This is a genomic window from Pseudomonas sp. 273 (assembly GCF_029201425.1).
Classification (GTDB): Bacteria; Pseudomonadota; Gammaproteobacteria; order Pseudomonadales; family Pseudomonadaceae; genus Pseudomonas; species Pseudomonas delhiensis.
This window is the reverse complement of record NZ_CP116775.1, coordinates 3762840-3780424: the sequence shown is the minus strand read 5'-3', so window position 1 is coordinate 3780424 and position 17585 is coordinate 3762840. Positions and strand designations below refer to the sequence as shown.

The following is a 17585-nucleotide window of genomic DNA, read 5'->3' as shown; positions in this document are numbered from 1 at the left end:
AGCCGATGGGTAGCCATGACGTCAGAACGCCATTATGGATAGACTCATCAGGGCAATGGCCGACTTTCCTGGTGGCATCCGTGGATGCCTGAGCGAGCAGTGTGCAGATGCAGTCCGTGAGTACTGGGTGCGCGATGGAGAGTGTGGGCGAGCGACATCATGCCGGGCTGCTGCGTCTGGCGCTGGGGCACCTGGCCCTGGACGCGGCGGCGTTGACCTGCGACGGCGGCGGCACCTGGCGGCTGTGCGCCTGCCTGGGCCTGGGCGCGGAGGACAGGGCCTGGCTCGAATGCCTGGGCGGGCCTTTCGACGGCGGCGTGGCGGGGTTGGCTGCGCGCTGGGCGTTCCTGCGCATCTGCCCGGTGCGCTCGGCCGGCGGCCAGTTGCTGGGGCAGCTCTGGCTGCTGGGCGAGCGCCCGCGTGAACTGGACGCCCGGCAGGGCGAGGCCCTGGCCGAGTACGCCGGCATGGCCGCCGCGCTGCTGGAGCTGGAGCGCGGCGCCGAGCGCACCCGCGCCACCGAGCGGCGCCTGGCGCTGGCGGTGGAGGGCAGCGGCACCGGCATCTGGGACCGCCACGTGCCCAGCGGCACCATCCACTATTCCCGCGGCTGGAAGGCCCTGCTCGGCTACGCCGAGGAGGAGATCGGCGAGCGTATCGAGGAAAGCTACACGCGGGTGCACCCCGATGACCTGGCCTACGTCAGGGCGACCCTGGAGGCGCACTTCGCCGGGCGGACCCCGGCCTACGAGGTGGAGCACCGCCTGCGCCGCAAGGACGGCAGCTACATGTGGGTGTGCAGCCGCGGCAAGGTGGTCGAGCGCGACGACCAGGGGCGGCCGCTGCGCATGCTCGGCACCACCACCGACATCACCGCCCAGCGCGTGCTGGCCGAGCGCCTGCGGCAGAACCTGGAGCTGCTCACCAACCTGACCAACGAGATTCCCGGCATGGTCTTCCAGTTCCGCCGCCTGCCCGACGGCTCGGCGCGCTTCCCCTACGTCAGCGCCGGCAGCCGGGAAATCTACGGCATGGCCCCGGAGGACCTGGCCGACGGCCCCGTCGAGCGCATCCGCGGGATCATCCATGCCGAGGACCTGCCGCGCTACCTGGCCGCCCTGGAGGTCTCGGCGCGGACCCTGGTGCCCTGGGAGATGGAGTACCGGGTGCAGTTGCCGGGGCAGGGCGTGCGTTGGCGCCAGGGCCATGCCCACCCGCGCCTGCAGGCCGACGGCAGCGTGCTCTGGCACGGCTTCATCACCGACATCACCGAGCGCAAGCGCATCGAGGCCGAGCTGCAGGTGCTGGCCACCACCGACTTCCTCACCCAGCTGCCCAACCGGCGCTGCTTCATGCACCAGCTGCAGGCCGAGCTGGGCCGTGTGCAGCGCGGCGGCGAACGCAGCGCCGCGGTACTGATGTGCGACCTGGACCACTTCAAGGCCATCAACGACCGCTGGGGCCACGCGGTGGGCGACCTGGCCCTGCGCCACTTCGCCGACATCCTCGCAGGCCTCGTGCGGCGCAGCGACAGCGTCGGGCGCATGGGCGGCGAGGAATTCGCCGTGCTGCTCAGCGACGCCAGCCGCGAGAACGCGGTGGCCTTCGCCCAGCGCCTGCAGGAGCATCTGGCGCAGACCCCGCTGGTGCACGCCGGCGAGCGCATCCCGCTGACGCTGAGCATCGGCGTCGCCGACATGCTCGCCGGCGACGCCACGGCCGAGGCGGTGCTGTCGCGCAGCGACCTGGCGCTGTACCGCGCCAAGCAGGCCGGGCGCAACCGCATCGAGTACCTCTAGGGGGCCACGGCGGGCCGGATGACGGCCCGATGGGCTATGGTGCATGGACCACTGCCCAAGGGAGGCCACCGTGAACCCGCAAGTCGAAGTACAGGTCGCCGGCATGGACGAGGAGCCGCTGCTGTCGGCCATGCTGCCGGGCTACCTGCGCGAGCTCGGCGTCGAGTCGGACCTGTACCCCTACCTGGCGCTGTACTGGGTGGAGCCCGGCCGCCGGCCCTACCTGATCCGCGTCGACGGCCAGGTCGCCGGCTTCGCCCTGGTGCGCGCCCTGGAACGGCCGGGCCTGCACGAGCTGGCCGAGTTCTACGTCGGCCAGGCGTTCCGCCGCCGGGGCGTGGGCCGTGCCGCAGCCCGGGCGTTGTTCGCCCGCCAGCCCGGCGACTGGCAGCTCAACGTGCTGACCGGCAACCGCGACGCCCTGGCGTTCTGGCTGCGGGTGGTGCCGCGCGGCACCGTGCCGCTGCCGGTGGACGACCCCGACGCCTGGCCGCACCTGCGCTTTCGCTTTCACGTCGGCTGACCCTTGCCAGGCGCCGCCGCGCCGGGCAGATTGGCGCCCGCATTCCTTTCCCCAGCCCTGGAGCACTTCATGCCGCACTTCACCGCCACTGTCACCGTCAGCGCCGAGCACCGGGGGCGTGAAACCGAGGCCGTGGACAATCCGGCCATTGCCGTCGAGTTGCGTACCCTGGAGCCGGGGGTGATGGAGCTGGTGTTCCAGGGGCAGCTGGATGCGCCGGACGAGCCGACTCACGTCTGTGTGAGCCTGGATAATGGCCTCAACTACTACGGGCCGATCACTGGTGGCAGTGCGGACGAGAAGGGGGGCGGATCAGCTTCGAATGCGACATGGTCGAGCCGGAGCTGCTGGTCTGATCGCTTCACCCCTGTAGGAGCGAGCTTGCTCGCGAACGGAGTTTGCCGGTGGCTTCGGCGCTTGAGGTCAACTCCGTTCCCTCTCCCCAACCCTCGCCTACGCGGCCCGCCCTGAAGGGAGAGGGGGCTGTCCTGAGCGATGCGTCGGTTAGGCGCCATCCTTCTACCCCTAACCTCAACCCCGTCATTCCCGCGAACGCGGGACGCGGCTCCATCGCGAACAGCGCTTGCGCTGGCCCGAAGGGGAATAACCCAAAAACTTGGGGGCTTGGTGTAGCGCGCCGCTCCGAGTGCGTTGATGTTTCTTGTTTCGCCCCTCGGGCGAGTCACTTTTGTCAGTCGCCACAAAAGTAACCAAAAAGGCTTGCCCCGACATACGGGCCCGATGGAGCCGGGCTACCCTCGCGAATTCCCCCGCCACGGAGGCCCGCCCCGAGGGTACGTCCCTGTAGCCCATCGGGGCTCTCGCGACATCCATGTCGCATGACCTCCTGAGCGCCGGTTTCGCTCGGCCTTCTGAAGGGGCGTTCCGGTGCGCGCGGATGTTTCTCTGGAAGTCCAAAATCAAGAGCGACACGGCTCTTCGTAGGAGCGAGCTTGCTCGCGAACCCTGACTCCGTCCCCCTCCCTAACCCTCCCCCGCAAGCGGGAGAGGGGACCGTTCGGCGTGATGCAAAACCGCGAAGCTCCCGGGCTCCCCGTAGGGCGCATAACGCCTACGGCGTTATCCGCCGAATCGCGGACAGAGTCCGCTCCTACGGTTCCAGGAAGCACGGTCGTAGGAGCGGACTCCGTCCGCGATTGGCCCCCGGCCGCGCCAGTCGTCAGGCATCGGTGCCCGGGTCAACGGCTTTCCCGGCGGGGTGTTATGCACCCTGCATTTTCGTAGGAGCGAGCTTGCTCGCGAACACTCTTCCCCGACGCTGACCCGCGCCACCACCGACGAGCGGCCGGAAAATCGCCGTGCGCACCGAATAACGCCCCACCCTTGGGTGTTCACTCCTGGCCACCTTCGTGATTGCCAGGAGATTGCCGAAATGACCCCGCGCCCCGCCTTCCGCCTACCACTGCTGCTGTTGCTGGCCTGCCTGGGTGCCGCGCTTTCCGGCGGCCCGCTGCGTGCCGATGGTGGTGGCGGCGGCGACGATGACGACAGGTCCCAGGCCGCGCCCGACTGCCCGGCCGGCCAGGTCCGCGACCGCGCCGAGGAACGCTGCGTCGAGCAGACCAGCGCCCGCCTGGGCGACGCCGACCGCACCGCCTACGCCTACCGCCTGGCCAAGGCCGGGCGCTACCAGGAGGCCCTGGCGCTGCTGGACACCCTGCGCCGGCCCGACACCGCCGAGGCCCTCAACTACCGCGGCTATGCCACGCGCAAGCTGGGTCGCGTGGACGAAGGCATCGGCTACTATCTGCAATCAGTACGCCTCGATCCGAAGTACGCCAAGGTACGCGAGTACCTGGGCGAGGCCTACGTGACCCAGGGGCGCCTGGACCTGGCCCGCGAGCAGTTGCGCAGCATCCAGGGGCTCTGCGGCACGGGGTGCGAGGAATACCGCGACCTGGCCCGGGCGATAGCCGGGGCCGCGCCCCTATGAACGAGCCTAGCCAGACGCTGCGGCCGCTGGCATGGGAGCACCCGCGGACCCCGGTCGTCGTGCCCGAGCGTCATCCACCCGGCCCGCCGTCGCGGCGGCCGCGCAGCCCAGCGGAGGCGACCATCGCACAACCTGCGGATATTCGCGCCGAGATCGGCCAGTACCTGGCGCGCCTGTGGCGCTACGCCATGGTCCTGGCGCACCAGCCCCACGTCGCCGACGACCTGGTGCAGGCCACCTGCGTGAGGGCGCTGGAGCGCGCCGCCCAGTTCAGCGCCGGCAGCCGCCTGGATCGCTGGCTGTTCACCATCCTGCGTTCGATCTGGCTCAACGAGGTGCGCGCGCGGCGGGTGCGCAGTGGCCACGGGGTGGTGGACGCGGAGAGCGAACTGGTGTTCGACGGCGAGCGCCAGGCCCAGGCCGAGGTGCTCGCCAGCCAGGTGCTGCGGTACGTGGCGGCGCTGCCGGAAGCGCAGCGCGAGACGCTGTTCCTGGCCTATGTCGAGGGGCTCAGCTACCGCGAGGTGGCGGACATCCTCGGGGTGCCGGTGGGCACGGTGATGAGCCGCCTGGCGGCGGCACGCTTGAAACTGGCGCAAGCCGCGGTGCCGGACGCGGAACCGGCCAGGGGAGGACGGCGATGAACGAACATGGCACAGGCCCGCGGGTTTCCGACGAGACCCTGGTCGCCTTCATCGACGGCGAGCTGGACGCCGAACAGGCCCGCGAAGTCGAGGCGCGGATAGCCGCCGACGCCGAGCTGGCCCAGCGTTTCGACAGCCTCTGCTGCGGTGGCCAGGGCCTGGCCGAGGCCTTCGACGCGCTGCTGGAGCGCGCCCCGCTGGAGCGCCTGGGCGCCGGCCTGGCCAGCCTGCCGCTGGCGCAGCCACGGGCGCCGCGCCGCCGTGGCCTGGCGCTGGCCGCGGCGGCCTGCCTGGTGCTGGGCATGGCCCTGGACCGCCTGCTGCTCGGCGGCCTGCCGCTGCACCACGAGGAAGACTTCAATTGGCGCCAGCGGGTGGCCGACTACATGTCGCTGTACACCGTGCAGACCCTCGACCACCTGCCCGGCGATCAGGCCATCCACCAGGCCCAACTGGCCACGGTGGGCGAGCGCCTGGGCCTGGCGCTGCCGGCGCCGGACCTGGCCCTGGAGGGCGCCCAGCTGCGCCGCGCGCAGATACTGGAGTACGACGGCATCCCCATCGCCCAGCTCACCTACCTGGACGAGCGCTACGGCCCCATGGCGCTGTGCATCACCCGCAGCGACGGCCGCGCCGCCGCGCCGCAGCAGGAGCGCCGCGAAGGCATGAACCTGGTGTACTGGCAGGACTCCGGCCACGCCTACCTGCTGATCGGCCACAACCCGCCGGAGGCCCTGCAGTCCATGGCCGCTGGCCTGCGCCAGCGCCTGGGGGCGGGGGTGGGGTGTGAAAGCCTGGCTGGCGGGGCTGCTGCTGGTCGCCACCGCGCTGCAGGCGGCGCCCCGGGAACACTGGCGCCTGGCCCGTGACGAGGACGGCATCCGCGTCTACCTGACCGCGGTGCCCGGCTCGCGCTACCAGAGCTACCGCGGCGTGGCGGACATGCGCGCCGACGTGGGCACGCTGGCCGACCTGCAGGAGAACCTGCGGGTGGCCTGCAAGTGGCTGTACGCCTGCGCCGAACTGCGCTTGCTGAAGGCCAGCGGCGACGACGTGTGGCTGTACATGCGAACCCAGCTGCCCTGGCCGGTGCAGCCGCGCGACATGGTGCTGCAGGTGACCACCCGGCGCACCGCCGACGGCGGCCTGCTGCGGGACATCCGCGCGCTGCCGGACTACCTGCCGGCCGTGCCGGGGCAGATCCGCGTGCGCCAGCTGAGCGGCATCTGGAGCCTGGCGCCGCTGGGCGACGGGCGCACCCGGGTGACCTACCAGATGCGCGCGGAACCCGGCGGCAGCGTACCGTCCTGGCTGGCCGACAGCTTCGTCGTCGACGCGCCGCTGGATACCCTGCGCACCCTCCGCGCCGTGGCCGAACGGCAGGCGCCGCGGCAGCCCTAGGTGGGCGGTGGTGAATAACGCGACGGATGATCGCGGACGGAGTCCGCTCCTACGCCATGCCCCAACACCGTGCCCCTGTAGGAGCGCGCCCTGCGCGCGAATCGCGGGCAGGGCCCGCTCCTACAGTTCCAGGAAGCACGGTCGTAGGAGCGGACCTTGTCCGCGATAGCCGGAGGTTCCGGCGCGATTCGCGGATGAGATCCGCTCCTACGCCATGCCCTAACACCGTGCCCCTGTAGGAGCGCGCCCTGCGCGCGAATCGCGGGCAGGGCCCGCTCCTACAGTTCCAGGGAAGCACGGTTGTAGGAGCGGACTACGTCCGCGATTGTCGCCCCGGTGGCACGGACACCCGCGCGAACGCAAAAAAAGACCGGCCCACAGGCCGGTCGAGGGTGACACCGGAGTTGGCGACGATCAGGCGCGCTTGAGCACCAGGGTGAGGATGTCGTAGCTGGCCACCAGCTCGCCGAGCTGGTTGGTGACTTCCACGTCCCAGGCCACCACGCCCTGGGGCTCGCCCTTGGGGCTCTTCTTGCCCTGGTCGATCTTGCGCTTGCAGGTCAGGCGGGCCTGGATGGTGTCGCCGATGCCCACCGGGTTGATGAAGCGCAGGGTGTCCAGGCCGTAGTTGGCCAGCACCGGGCCGACGCCGGGGGAGACGAACAGGCCGGCGGCCGCCGAGAGCACGAAGTAGCCGTGGGCGATGCGCTTGCCGAACTGCGAGTCCTTGGCCGCCAGTTCGTCGAAGTGCATGTAGAAGTGGTCGCCCGACAGGCAGCCGAAGTTGACCAGGTCGGCCTCGGTGACGGTGCGGCGGTGGGTCAGCAGGGATTCGCCGATCTTCAACTCGTCGAAGTAGCGGCGGAACGGGTGTACCTCGCTCTCGTAGACCTTGGCGCCGCGCACGTATTCGCCGGTGACCGCCATCAGCATGGTCGGCGAGCCCTGTACCGCGGTGCGCTGCAGGTAGTGCTTGACCGCGCGCAGGCCGCCCAGCTCCTCGCCGCCGCCGGCGCGGCCGGGGCCGCCGTGCTTGAGCACCGGCAGCGGCGAGCCGTGGCCGGTGGACTCGGCCGCGGATTCGCGGTCGAGGATGTGCAGGCGGCCGTGCAGGGCGCCCATGGCCGGGACCACCTTGGCCGCCACCAGCGGATCGCGGGTGATCAGGCTGGCCACCAGGCTGCCCTTGCCGCGGGCGGCCAGGGCGATGGCTTCGTCGAGGTCGTCGTAGGCCATCAGGGTGCTGACCGGGCCGAAGGCCTCGATGTCGTGGGCGCCGCCCTCGGCGTGCGGGTCGCGGCTGCGCAGCAGGGTCGGGGCGAAGAAGGCGCCTTCGCTGACGCCTTCGCCGCGCGGGGCGAAGCCATCTTTCGAACCAAATAGAAGCTCGCTGGATTTCAGCAGGGCTTCCACGCGCTCGGCGACGTCGGCCTGCTGGGCGTGGGAGGCCAGGGCACCCATCTTCACGCCCTCCACCGCCGGGTCGCCGACCACCACCTTGGCCAGGCGCTCACGCAGGCGCTCGGCCACCGTGTCGATGTGCCTGGCGGGGACGATGGCGCGGCGGATGGCGGTGCATTTCTGCCCGGCCTTGACGGTCATCTCGCGGGCCACTTCCTTGACGAAGAGGTCGAATTCCTCGTCGTCCGGGGTCACGTCCGGGGCCAGGATGGCGCAGTTCAGCGAGTCGGCCTCGGCGTTGAACGGCACCGAGTTGCGGATCAGGTTGGGGTTCACCCGCAGCTTGGCGGCGGTGTCGGCCGAGCCGGTGAAGGTGACGATGTCCTGGCCCTGCAGGCGGTCCAGCAGGTCGCCGGTGCCGCCGATGATCAGCTGCAGGCTGCCGGCCGGGAGCAGGCCGGATTCGTGCATCAGGCGCACGGCGGCTTCGGTCACGTAGCTGGTGGCGGTAGCCGGCTTGACGATGCAGGGCATGCCTGCCAGGAAGCTCGGCGCGAATTTCTCCAGCATGCCCCAGATCGGGAAGTTGAAGGCGTTGATGTGCACGGCGATGCCGCCGCGCGGCACCAGGATGTGGCTGCCGGCGAACTTGCCGGTCTTGCCCAGCTGCATGGCCGGGCCTTCGTGGACCACGTTGCCGGAGGGCAGCTCGCGGCCGCCGACGCCGGCGTAGGCGAACAGGGTGCCGGCGCCGCCCTCGATGTCGATCCAGCTGTCGGCGCGGGTGGCGCCGGTGTGCCGGGAAATCTCGTAGAGCTGCTCCTTGCGCTCGGTCAGGTACAGGGCCAGGGCCTTGAGGCGCTGGGCGCGCTGCTGGAAGTCCATGGCCATGAGTTCGGCCAGGCCCTGCTGGCGGGCGTGGGCCACGGCTTCGGCGAAGTCCAGGGCCTCTTCGTGGGTGCGCGCGATCAGTTGGCCGTCGAGGGCGCTACGCAGCGCCTGGGCGCCATGCTGGCCGATCCAGCGGCCGCCGATGAAACTCTGCAGGGTGGGCTCTTGGGCCATCACTCTATCCTCCAAAAGGTACGCAAGGGTGCCGGCCGGGGCCGGTGACCGCCGCGCCGGGTGGGCCGCGGCGGCGCGTTGGAACAGTGGCGGTACGAAGCCGCCGGATAGGGACGCCGGGGGCCTTGTGGGCCCGGGGCGGTTGAATCTTTGCCTGTGTAGGAGCGAGCTTGCTCGCGAACCCACCCAGCGCCGGCCCTGCCGGCGAATCGCGGACAAGGTCCGCTCCTACGAGAGCCGTGCCTCCCCTGTAGGAGCGGACCTTGTCCGCGATCGATGTCTCCGTGCGCAACGAAACAGCGGCAGAGTGCGGTTCGCGAGCAAGCTCGCTCCTACGAAGAGCGGGTCAGAGCTGGTCGAAGTCGAGGACTACCTTGTCGGTCAGGGGGAAGCTCTGGCAGCTCAGCACGTAGCCGGCCGCCACCTCGTAGTCTTCCAGGGCGAAGTTGCTGTCCATCTCCACCTCGCCTTCGATCACCTTGCACTTGCAGGTCGAGCACACGCCGGCCTTGCACGAGTAGGGCAGTTCGGCGCCCTGGGCGTTGCCGGCGTCGAGCACGCTGACGCTGTTGCGCGCCAGTTCGAAGGACAGCTCGCGGCCGTCGCTGATCACCGTGACCTGGCTCTTGCCGCTGTCGGTCGCGGCGGCGGCCTGGCGGGCTTCGCGCTTGCTTTCGCTGCCGGCGGCGGCGAACAGTTCGAAGTGGATGCGCTCGGCCGGCATGCCGTTGGCCTTGAGCTGGTCGCGCACGGTCTCGGTCATCGCCTGCGGGCCGCAGATGAAGGCGGCGTCGAGGTGCTTCACGTCCAGCCAGCGGCTGAACAGCTGGCCGCACTTGTCGGCGTCGATGCGGCCGTTGTACAGGTCCACGTCCTGCTGCTCGCGGCTGAACACGAAGATCAGGTTGAGGCGCTGCAGGTAGCGGTTCTTCAGGTCCTCCAGCTGCTCGCGGAACATCGCGGCGTTGCTGGAGCGGTTGCCGTAGAGCACGGTGACGCGGCTGTGCGGCTCGGCTCCCAGGGTGGTCTTGACGATCGACAGGATCGGCGTGATGCCGCTGCCGGCGGCCACCGCCAGGTAGTTGCCGTGGCGCGCCGCATCCAGCGGCACGTTGAAGTGGCCGGCCGGGGGCATCACTTCCAGGCTGGCGCCGGCCTTCAGCGCTTCGTTGGCGTAGGCCGAGAAACGCCCGCCGGGCACGCGCTTGATGGCCACGCGCAGCTCGCCGTCGTTGACGCCGCTGCAGATGGAGTAGGAGCGGCGCACTTCCTCGCCGTCCAGCTGGGCGCGCACCACCAGGTGCTGGCCCTGCTCGAAGCGGAAGCTGTCCTGCAGGTCCCGGGGGACGTCGAAGGCGATGGACACGGCGTCGCGGGTCTCCGGGCGCACTTCCTTGATTTTCAGGCTGTGGAACTTGCTCATTGTTCTTCTCCGGCGGCGGCGCCGCTCAGATGCACTTGAAGTAGTCGAAGGGCTCGCGGCAATCGACGCAGCGGTACAGCGCCTTGCAGGCGGTGGAGCCGAACTGGCTGAGCTGCTCGGTGTGCAGGCTGCCGCACTGCGGGCAGCGCACTTCCGGCGTCTCGCCGAGCAGGCTGCGCTTGCTGGTGCTGCCGGCCGGCGGGGCGATGCCGTACTCGCGCAGCGCCTGGCGCCCGGCGTCGCTGATCCAGTCGGTGGTCCAGGCCGGGTCCAGGCGCCGTTCCAGAAGCGGCGCGGCGAAGCCGGCATGCTCCAGGGCGTGCTGGATGTCCTGCTCGATGACCTCGGTGGCCGGGCAGCCAGAGTAGGTGGGGGTGACCACCACGTGCAGGTGCCCGTCCTGCCAGTCCAGGCCGCGGACGATGCCCAGGTCGACCACGCTGACCACCGGCACCTCCGGGTCCATCACCTGGCCCAGCACGCGCCAGGCCTGGCCGAGGTCGTCGGCGGAGCCCGGGCGCGCGCCGCGGTCGCTGGCGATCAGCTCACCAGGTCGCATCGGGGTAGGCCCGCTGGAGGAACTGCATCTCGGCCAGGAGGATGCCCAGGTGCTCGGTGTGCAGGCCGCGGCGGCCGCTGAGGTAGAAGTTCACCGCCGGTTCCGGCAGCGGCAGAGTGGCGCTGGCGAAGATGTCGGCGACCTTGGCGCGCCAGGCAGCGGCCAGTTCCTCGGGGTTCGGCGCCACGCCTGCGGCGAACAGGCGCTGCTCGACTTCGTCGGCCTGCTCTTGAGAAGGGCACAGTTCGACGGTGAAGCGCCACACCTGCGGGATGGCCGCGAGCATGCGCGCGTGGCTTTCCTCGGTGCCGTCGCCCAGGCGCTCGACCCACTCGCCGGAGCGGCGCAGGTGGTAGGTGACTTCCTTCAGCGCCTTGGCGGCGATGGCGGCGATGCGCGCGTCGCTGGAGTCGCTGAGGGCGCGCAGCACGTGGAAGTGCCAGGCGTCGTAGAGGAACTGCTTGGTCATGGTCACGGCGAAGTCGCCGTTGGGCTGCTCGACCAGCAGCAGGTTGCGGAAGGCGCGCTCGTCGCGGCGGAAGGCCAGCTGGTCGGCGTCGCGGCCGTCGTCCAGCAGTTCCACTGCGTACTCGTACCAGTTGCGCGCCTGGCCGACCAGGTCGAGGCCGACGTTCATCAGCGCCAGCTCTTCTTCCAGGGCCGGGGCGCGGCCGCACCATTCGCACAGGCGCTGGCCCTGGATCAGGGCGCTGTCGGCGAGGCGCAGCAGGTATTCGATCTTGTCGTTATGCGGGTTCATGCACGCGATCTCACATGTGGCCGACTTCGGGCGGCAGCTCGTAGAAGCTGGCGTGGCGGTAGACCTTGTCCTGCGCCGGGTCGAACAGCGGGTCCTTCTCGTCGGGGGAGGAGGCGGTGATCAGCGCCGAGGGCACCACCCAGAGGCTCACGCCTTCGTTGCGGCGGGTGTAGAGCTCGCGGGCGTTCTCGATGGCCATCGCGGCATCGGCGGCATGCACGCTGCCGACATGCTTGTGGTTCAGGCCGTGCTTGCTGCGCACGAAGACTTCGAAAAGGGTCCATTCAGCCATGGCGGTTATCTCCTCGCGGCTCAGGCGGCGTCGCGTTTCTGTTGTTTTTTCCGGGCATGGGCGACCGCGGCTTCGCGGACCCAGGCGCCACTCTCGATGGCGTTGCGGCGGGTGGCGATGCGCTCGGCGTTGCACGGGCCATTGCCCTTGAGCACTTCGTAGAACTCTTCCCACTGGATTTCGCCGAAGTCGTAGTGGCCGCGCGCGTCGTTCCACTTCAGGTGCGGGTCGGGGGCGGTGCAGCCGAGCAGTTCCAGTTGCGGCACGGTCTGGTCGATGAAGCGCTGGCGCAGCTCGTCGTTGCTCTGCCGCTTGATCTTCCAGGCCATGGACTGGGCGCTGTTGGGGGAGTGCTCGTCGCTGGGGCCGAACATCATCAGCGCCGGCCACCAGAGGCGGTTGATGGCGTCCTGGACCATGTCCTTCTGCGCCTGGGTGCCGTGGCGCATCATGGTCAGGAGGATTTCGTAGCCCTGGCGCTGGTGGAAGCTTTCTTCCTTGCAGATACGGATCATCGCGCGGGAGTAGGGGCCGTAGGAGGTGCGCTGCAGCACCACCTGGTTGACGATGGCGGCGCCGTCCACCAGCCAGCCCACCGCGCCCATGTCGGCCCAGTTCAGCGTCGGGTAGTTGAAGATGCTGGAGTACTTGGCGCGGCCCGAGTGCAGCTTGGCGACTTCCTCGTCACGGTCGGCGCCGAGGGTTTCCATGGCGCTGTACAGGTACAGGCCGTGGCCGGCCTCGTCCTGGATCTTCGCCATCAGTTGCAGCTTGCGCTTGAGGGTCGGTGCGCGGGTCACCCAGTTGCCCTCCGGCAGCATGCCGACGATCTCCGAGTGGGCGTGCTGGGAAATCTGGCGGATCAGGGTCTGGCGGTAGGCGTCGGGCATCCAGTTCTTCGCCTCGATCTTGATCTCGGCGTCGATCTTCTCCTGGAAGGCGCGTTCCTCGGGGACATTTCCTCGAGCGACTTGACTCGCTTGACGCCAGTCTCGACCAGTTGTGCGTACATGCTGTGTCTCCAGCCTTTGTTCTGTTGTGGGGAGGCCTTGGCCATGGCGCTATTTTTAAATGATACAGAAACCAATGTCTAACACTAAATAGTGTGTCGAATGTGTTTTTTGTATCGCTTTGGGAGTAGGCGCGGGGAGGGGAGCGATCGTCGATGGGCGGTTTGGAGTGGATGAGCGTAGGAATATGCCGCTATCTGGCTGGAAAATTGGGGTTTCGTGGCGTTATTGGTCGTCTGAGAGGCCGGGGCTTCCCAGTGTGTCGGCGCAATGCTGGAGTGACGAGCGGAGGCTGGTAAAGCGATACGTAAAATATGGAGCGTTCTGTATTGAATGTTTCCGATGGCGCCCGCCGGGGCGGGCGCCGCTGTCGGTTCAGGCGTCGACTATCACCTGGAAGCCGCCGAAGATCATGCGCTGGCCGTCGAAGGGCATGGACTGGAAGTTGTCCTTCAGGCGTGGGTCCTCCATGACCTTCTTCATCCCGGCGTCACGTACCTCGCGGGACGGCCAGGTGATCCAGGAGAACACCACGGCCTCGTCGTCCTTGCGTTTCACCGCCATGGGGAAGGAAGTCACCTTGCCTTCGGGGACGTCGTCGCCCCAGCACTCGACCACGCTGAGCGCGCCATACTCCTTGAAGACCACCGCCGCCTTGCGGGCCAGCTCGGTGTAGGCCTCGCGGTTGGCGGTGGGGACGGGGACGATGAAGCCGTCGATGTAGTTCATGGTGGGGCTCCCTTTGCTGTCTGAGGGGAGGTGGGTCTCCCGTGGGGTCGATTGATAGTCGTTCAGGGTGGGGGAGGATCGACGGGGGTGGGGAGAGAGGTGATGAGTGGTCGGGGAGTGAACTGGATGTTTTTGGTGTTTGATGGGAGTTGGGTTCCCTCTCCCCAGCCCTCTCCCTGAAGGGAGAGGGGGCCGTTCGGCGTGGATGGGAAGTCATGCGTCAGCCGGAGGCTACAGGAGTACTCGGATGCCTCAACAGGCAGAGGACAGTCCCCTCTCCCTTCAGGGAGAGGGTTAGGGAGAGGGGACGGAGGTCAGCTTGATGAAAAAGTTGAACCTGGCCACTCAATGCCGACTGGCCACCGCCGCCCCAATTCCCGTCATCGAGCGGATGAACTGCCCCAGGTAGCGCCCGCGCTCCGCCTCCGCCCGCGCCGAGCGGTCGCTCACGGAGAACCCCAGGCGGCGAGGAAGGCCGCGCTCATGGAGAACAGCGCCGGGTTGCTGTAGGGGAACACCGCCTCGGCGTTGCCCAGCACCGCCACCCACACCGGCGGGCCGAGCACCAGCAGGGCGATGGCGCTGCACAGCCCGGCCAGGCTGCCGGCCACGGCGCCGCGGGTGGTCAGGCCCTTCCAGAACATCGAGAGGAACAGCACCGGGAAGTTCACCGAGGCGGCGATGGCCAGCACCAGGCCGGAGAGGAAGGCGATGTTCTGCGACTCGAAGAGCACGCCGAGGATCACCGCCAGCACGCCGATGCCCAGGGTGGCCAGGCGCGACACGCGCATTTCCTCGGCCTCGCTGGCCTGGCCCTTGCGCAGCACGCAGGCGTAGAGGTCGTGGGACACCGCCGAGGCGGCGGACAGCGCCAGGCCCGCGACCACCGCGAGGATGGTGGCGAAGGTCACCGCGCAGATGAAGCCGAGGAACAGGTTGCCGCCCACCGCCTGGGCCAGGTGCACGGCGACCATGTTGCCGCCGCCGATCAGGGCGCCCTCGGCGGTGCGGAAGGCCGGGTCGTTGCCGACCATGACGATGGCGCCGAAGCCCACGGCGATCAGCAGCAGGTAGAAGTAGCCGATGAAGCCGGTGGCGTAGAACACGCTCTTGCGCGCCTCGCGGGCGTCGCTGACGGTGAAGAAGCGCATCAGGATGTGCGGCAGGCCGGCGGTGCCGAACATCATGCCCAGGGCCAGGGAGATGGCGTCCACCGGGTTCGCCAGCAGGCCGCCGGGGGCCATGATGGCCACGCCCTTGGCGTGCACCTGGGTGGCGGCGGCGAACATCGCCTCGCTGCTGAAGCCGAAATGGCGCAGCACCATGAAGGCCATGAAGCTGGTGCCCGAGAGCAGCAGCACCGCCTTGATGATCTGCACCCAGGTGGTGGCCAGCATGCCGCCGAAGGTCACGTAGCAGACCATCAGCGCGCCCACCACCAGTACCGCCTGCAGGTAGCTCAGGCCGAACAGCAGCTCGATCAGCTTGCCGGCGCCGACCATCTGCGCCACCAGGTACAGCAGCGCCACGATCAGCGTGCCGAAGGCTGCGGTGATGCGGATCGGCGCCTGCTCCAGGCGGTAGGAGACCACGTCGGCGAAGGTGTACTTGCCCAGGTTGCGCAGGCGCTCGGCGATCAGGAACAGGATGATCGGCCAGCCGGCGAGCACGCCCAGGGCGTAGAGCAGGCCGTCGTAGCCGCTGGCGAACATCATCGCCGAGATGCCCAGGAAGGAGGCCGCGGAGATCATGTCGCCGGCGATCGCCAGGCCGTTCTGCATGCCGCTCAGGCCGCCGCCGGCGGTGTAGAAGTCGGCCGCCGAGCGGGTGCGCAGGGCGGCCCAGCGGGTGATGGCCAGGGTGGACAGGACGAACGCCAGGAACAGGCCGATGGCGTGCCAGTTCAGCGGCCGTTCGGCGCCGGCGGCCAGGGCCGGTTCGGCCAGCGTCACGCCGGCGAGCAGGAGCAGCGCCTTCATGCCTGGGCCTCCTGCTTGAGCCTGTCGTTCAGCGGGTCCAGCACCTTGTTGGTCCGGTGCACGTAGAGGCCGGTGAGCAGCACCGAGAGCAGGATCAGGCCGACGCCGGCCAGCATGCCCACGCTGGTCACCCCGCCGGTGAGCGGGCGGCCCAGCAGGCCGGGGGCGAAGGCCACCAGCAGGACGAAGCCGTAGTAGGCCAGCAGCAGGGTGGCGGTGAGGGTCCAGGTGAGGCGTTGCTTGCGGCGGACGAGAAGGAGGAAGTCCGGGTGTTCCCGGAGCCGTTCCAGGGGCAGGGTCATGGCGCGCTCTCTGTTGTTGTGAGGTTGTCGAGGCGTTTGTGTGATACGTAAATTCTAATTAAATAGAAAATTACGTGTCACGAATGGATTGTCCCCAGGGCGCGCGGACTGGGGAGGGTGGAGCGGCGGGAGTTCGTGACGGGATGTTGCAGGAGGCTGCGCTTTTCGTGGGAGCGAGGGGGGACGCCTAGTTCTTGCTCGCGAACCTGGGCCGCTTAAGAGCGTTCGCGAGCAAGCTCGCTCCTACAGGGTGTGGCGTCGTGTGCAAACGAAAAACCCCGCCGCAGCGGGGTTTTCGTGGAACGGGCGATCAGCCCTGGTTGCGCTTGTCGAACACGTGGCAGGCCTTGCCTTCGGAGCGCTTGAGGCTGTGGAAGGGCTGGATCAGGATGCGCGCGCTGATGCCGATGTGCGTCTTGACCTGCTTGCTCAGCTCGTTGGCCACCTGCTTCTGCTGTTCGGCGTCGAGCTGCAGGTCGTGCTTGAGCTCCACGTGCACGTCCATGCTGTCCATATTGCCATTGCGATACAGGTGTATCTCGTAGACTTCGGCGAGCTGTTTCACTTTCAGCACCTGCTCCTCGATCTGCGTGGGGAACACGTTCACCCCGCGGATGATCAGCATGTCGTCGCTGCGCCCGGTGATCTTGTCGATGCGCCGCATCGGTCGCGCGGTGCCCGGCAGCAGGCGGGTCAGGTCGCGGGTGCGGTAGCGGATCATCGGCAGCGCTTCCTTGGACAGCGAGGTGAACACCAGCTCGCCGTATTCGCCGTCGGGCAGCACTTGCCCGGTGGCCGGGTCGATGATCTCCGGGTAGAAGTGGTCTTCCCAGACGGTCGGGCCGTCCTTGGTCTCGGCGCATTCCATGGCCACGCCCGGGCCCATGATCTCGGACAGCCCGTAGATGTCCAGGGCGGTGATGCCCAGGCGCTCTTCCACGGCGCGGCGCAGCTCGGCGGTCCAGGGCTCGGCGCCGAAGATGCCCAGGCGCAGCCGCAGGCTGTGCGGGTCGATGCCCTGGCGCTCGATCTCGTCGGCCAGGTTGAGCATGTAGGACGGGGTGACCATGATGATGTCCGGCTGGAAGTCGCGGATCAGCTGGACCTGCTTCTCGGTCTGGCCGCCGGACATCGGGATCACGGTGCAGCCCAGGCGTTCGGCGCCGTAGTGGGCGCCCAGGCCGCCGGTGAACAGGCCATAGCCGTAGGACACGTGGACCTTGTCGCCCTTGCGCCCGCCGGCGGCGCGGATCGAGCGCGCCACCACGTTGGCCCAGGTGTCGATGTCGTTCTGCGTGTAGCCGACCACCGTGGGCTTGCCGGTGGTGCCGCTGGAGGCGTGCAGGCGCACGATCTCGCTCTGGGGCACGGCGAACATGCCGTAGGGGTAGTTGTCGCGAAGGTCGTTCTTGCCGGTGAAGGGGAACTTCGCCAGGTCGTCGAGGGTTTTCAGGTCGTCGGGGTGCACGCCGGCCTCGTCGAAGCGCTTGCGGTACAGCGGGACGTTCTCGTAGGCGTGCTTCAGGCTCCAGCGCAGGCGCTGCAGCTGGTGCTGGCGCAGTTCATCGACGCTGGCGGTCTCCAGCGGGTCGAGCAGGGCACGTTCGGCATCATGGTACATATTCATGGTTTCACTCGATTTGTTCTTGTACGCCAGCCCGCGTGCGGGCTGCGAGTGTCATGGGGGCAGCATACCGCCCCCGCCGGTTCCGGTCTTTGTGGCCTTGGCCAGAATCTTTGTTCT

At 68.7% G+C, this 17585-nt stretch carries 14 protein-coding genes and 3 pseudogenes; 7 read left to right on the top strand and 10 right to left on the bottom strand.

What is annotated here, in order from left to right:
• The first annotated feature begins 134 nt into the window (after window positions 1-134).
• The 7 genes and pseudogenes from PKO50_RS17280 (at window position 135) to PKO50_RS17250 (ending at window position 6321) form a co-directional block, all read left to right on the top strand.
• The gene (locus PKO50_RS17280; RefSeq protein ID WP_275630492.1) at window positions 135-1799 is read left to right on the top strand and encodes a sensor domain-containing diguanylate cyclase; all 1665 of its coding nucleotides are present in this window, start codon (window positions 135-137) and stop codon (window positions 1797-1799) included.
• 70 nt (window positions 1800-1869) lie between these two features.
• A complete protein-coding gene (locus PKO50_RS17275) occupies window positions 1870-2322 on the top strand; it encodes a GNAT family N-acetyltransferase (protein ID WP_158546438.1) in 453 nt (150 codons plus the stop codon).
• Between the two features lie 69 nt (window positions 2323-2391).
• Window positions 2392-2678 (top strand): annotated as a pseudogene (locus tag PKO50_RS17270) (hypothetical protein).
• A 1037-nt stretch (window positions 2679-3715) separates the two neighbouring features.
• Window positions 3716-4276 (top strand): tetratricopeptide repeat protein, encoded by a 561-nt coding sequence (locus PKO50_RS17265; protein ID WP_275626718.1) that lies wholly within the window; start codon window positions 3716-3718, stop codon window positions 4274-4276.
• A 152-nt stretch (window positions 4277-4428) separates the two neighbouring features.
• Entirely contained in the window at window positions 4429-4920 is a 492-nt protein-coding gene (locus PKO50_RS17260; RefSeq protein WP_275630491.1) for a sigma-70 family RNA polymerase sigma factor, read from the top strand.
• The gene (locus tag PKO50_RS17255; protein ID WP_275626717.1) at window positions 4917-5789 is read left to right on the top strand and encodes a transcriptional regulator; all 873 of its coding nucleotides are present in this window, start codon (window positions 4917-4919) and stop codon (window positions 5787-5789) included. The genes PKO50_RS17260 and PKO50_RS17255 overlap by 4 nt, the downstream gene beginning before the upstream one ends.
• Entirely contained in the window at window positions 5707-6321 is a 615-nt protein-coding gene (locus PKO50_RS17250; RefSeq protein ID WP_089394742.1) for an START domain-containing protein, read from the top strand. Before PKO50_RS17255 ends, PKO50_RS17250 begins: the two co-directional genes overlap by 83 nt.
• A gap of 414 nt (window positions 6322-6735) precedes the next feature.
• Here the strand turns inward: PKO50_RS17250 and paaZ are convergent, their stop codons facing one another.
• The 10 genes and pseudogenes from paaZ to paaK all read right to left on the bottom strand — a co-directional run bounded on the left by paaZ (window position 6736) and on the right by paaK (window position 17468).
• Entirely contained in the window at window positions 6736-8787 is a 2052-nt protein-coding gene (gene paaZ, locus PKO50_RS17245) for a phenylacetic acid degradation bifunctional protein PaaZ (protein WP_275626716.1), read from the bottom strand.
• A gap of 346 nt (window positions 8788-9133) precedes the next feature.
• The gene (gene paaE, locus PKO50_RS17240) at window positions 9134-10210 is read right to left on the bottom strand and encodes a 1,2-phenylacetyl-CoA epoxidase subunit PaaE (protein WP_275626715.1); all 1077 of its coding nucleotides are present in this window, start codon (window positions 10208-10210) and stop codon (window positions 9134-9136) included.
• 25 nt (window positions 10211-10235) lie between these two features.
• Window positions 10236-10769: a 1,2-phenylacetyl-CoA epoxidase subunit PaaD gene (gene paaD / locus PKO50_RS17235; RefSeq protein WP_109937254.1), complete on the bottom strand. Its 534-nt coding sequence runs from the start codon at window positions 10767-10769 to the stop codon at window positions 10236-10238.
• Complete coding sequence (gene paaC, locus PKO50_RS17230) at window positions 10756-11529, bottom strand: 1,2-phenylacetyl-CoA epoxidase subunit PaaC (RefSeq protein WP_275626714.1); 774 nt, start codon at window positions 11527-11529, stop codon at window positions 10756-10758. Before paaC ends, paaD begins: the two co-directional genes overlap by 14 nt.
• A 10-nt stretch (window positions 11530-11539) precedes the next feature.
• A complete protein-coding gene (paaB, locus tag PKO50_RS17225) occupies window positions 11540-11821 on the bottom strand; it encodes a 1,2-phenylacetyl-CoA epoxidase subunit PaaB (protein ID WP_009622486.1) in 282 nt (93 codons plus the stop codon).
• Between the two features lie 20 nt (window positions 11822-11841).
• A pseudogene (gene paaA, locus PKO50_RS17220) lies at window positions 11842-12833 on the bottom strand (1,2-phenylacetyl-CoA epoxidase subunit PaaA).
• Between the two features lie 373 nt (window positions 12834-13206).
• Entirely contained in the window at window positions 13207-13560 is a 354-nt protein-coding gene (locus PKO50_RS17215; RefSeq protein WP_043271751.1) for a DUF1428 domain-containing protein, read from the bottom strand.
• Between the two features lie 345 nt (window positions 13561-13905).
• Window positions 13906-15539: pseudogene (locus tag PKO50_RS17210) on the bottom strand (cation acetate symporter).
• Window positions 15536-15841, bottom strand: coding sequence for a DUF485 domain-containing protein (locus tag PKO50_RS17205; RefSeq protein ID WP_275626713.1), 306 nt, complete (start codon window positions 15839-15841; stop codon window positions 15536-15538). The pseudogene PKO50_RS17210 and the gene PKO50_RS17205 overlap by 4 nt, the downstream one beginning before the upstream one ends.
• Window positions 15842-16151: 310 nt before the next feature.
• A complete protein-coding gene (gene paaK / locus PKO50_RS17200; protein WP_109933804.1) occupies window positions 16152-17468 on the bottom strand; it encodes a phenylacetate--CoA ligase PaaK in 1317 nt (438 codons plus the stop codon).
• Between the last annotated feature and the right edge of the window lie 117 nt (window positions 17469-17585).

Excerpts from the sequence above, each read along its gene's own strand:
- PKO50_RS17280 (WP_275630492.1), top strand. The coding sequence starts at position 135 with ATGGAGAGTGTGGGCGAGCGACATCATGCCGGGCTGCTGCGTCTGGCG.
- PKO50_RS17265 (WP_275626718.1), top strand. The coding sequence starts at position 3,716 with ATGACCCCGCGCCCCGCCTTCCGCCTACCACTGCTGCTGTTGCTGGCC.
- PKO50_RS17255 (WP_275626717.1), top strand. The coding sequence starts at position 4,917 with ATGAACGAACATGGCACAGGCCCGCGGGTTTCCGACGAGACCCTGGTC.
- paaZ (WP_275626716.1), bottom strand. The coding sequence starts at position 8,787 with ATGGCCCAAGAGCCCACCCTGCAGAGTTTCATCGGCGGCCGCTGGATC.
- paaE (WP_275626715.1), bottom strand. The coding sequence starts at position 10,210 with ATGAGCAAGTTCCACAGCCTGAAAATCAAGGAAGTGCGCCCGGAGACC.
- paaD (WP_109937254.1), bottom strand. The coding sequence starts at position 10,769 with ATGCGACCTGGTGAGCTGATCGCCAGCGACCGCGGCGCGCGCCCGGGC.
- paaC (WP_275626714.1), bottom strand. The coding sequence starts at position 11,529 with ATGAACCCGCATAACGACAAGATCGAATACCTGCTGCGCCTCGCCGAC.
- paaB (WP_009622486.1), bottom strand. The coding sequence starts at position 11,821 with ATGGCTGAATGGACCCTTTTCGAAGTCTTCGTGCGCAGCAAGCACGGC.
- PKO50_RS17215 (WP_043271751.1), bottom strand. The coding sequence starts at position 13,560 with ATGAACTACATCGACGGCTTCATCGTCCCCGTCCCCACCGCCAACCGC.
- PKO50_RS17205 (WP_275626713.1), bottom strand. The coding sequence starts at position 15,841 with ATGACCCTGCCCCTGGAACGGCTCCGGGAACACCCGGACTTCCTCCTT.
- paaK (WP_109933804.1), bottom strand. The coding sequence starts at position 17,468 with ATGAATATGTACCATGATGCCGAACGTGCCCTGCTCGACCCGCTGGAG.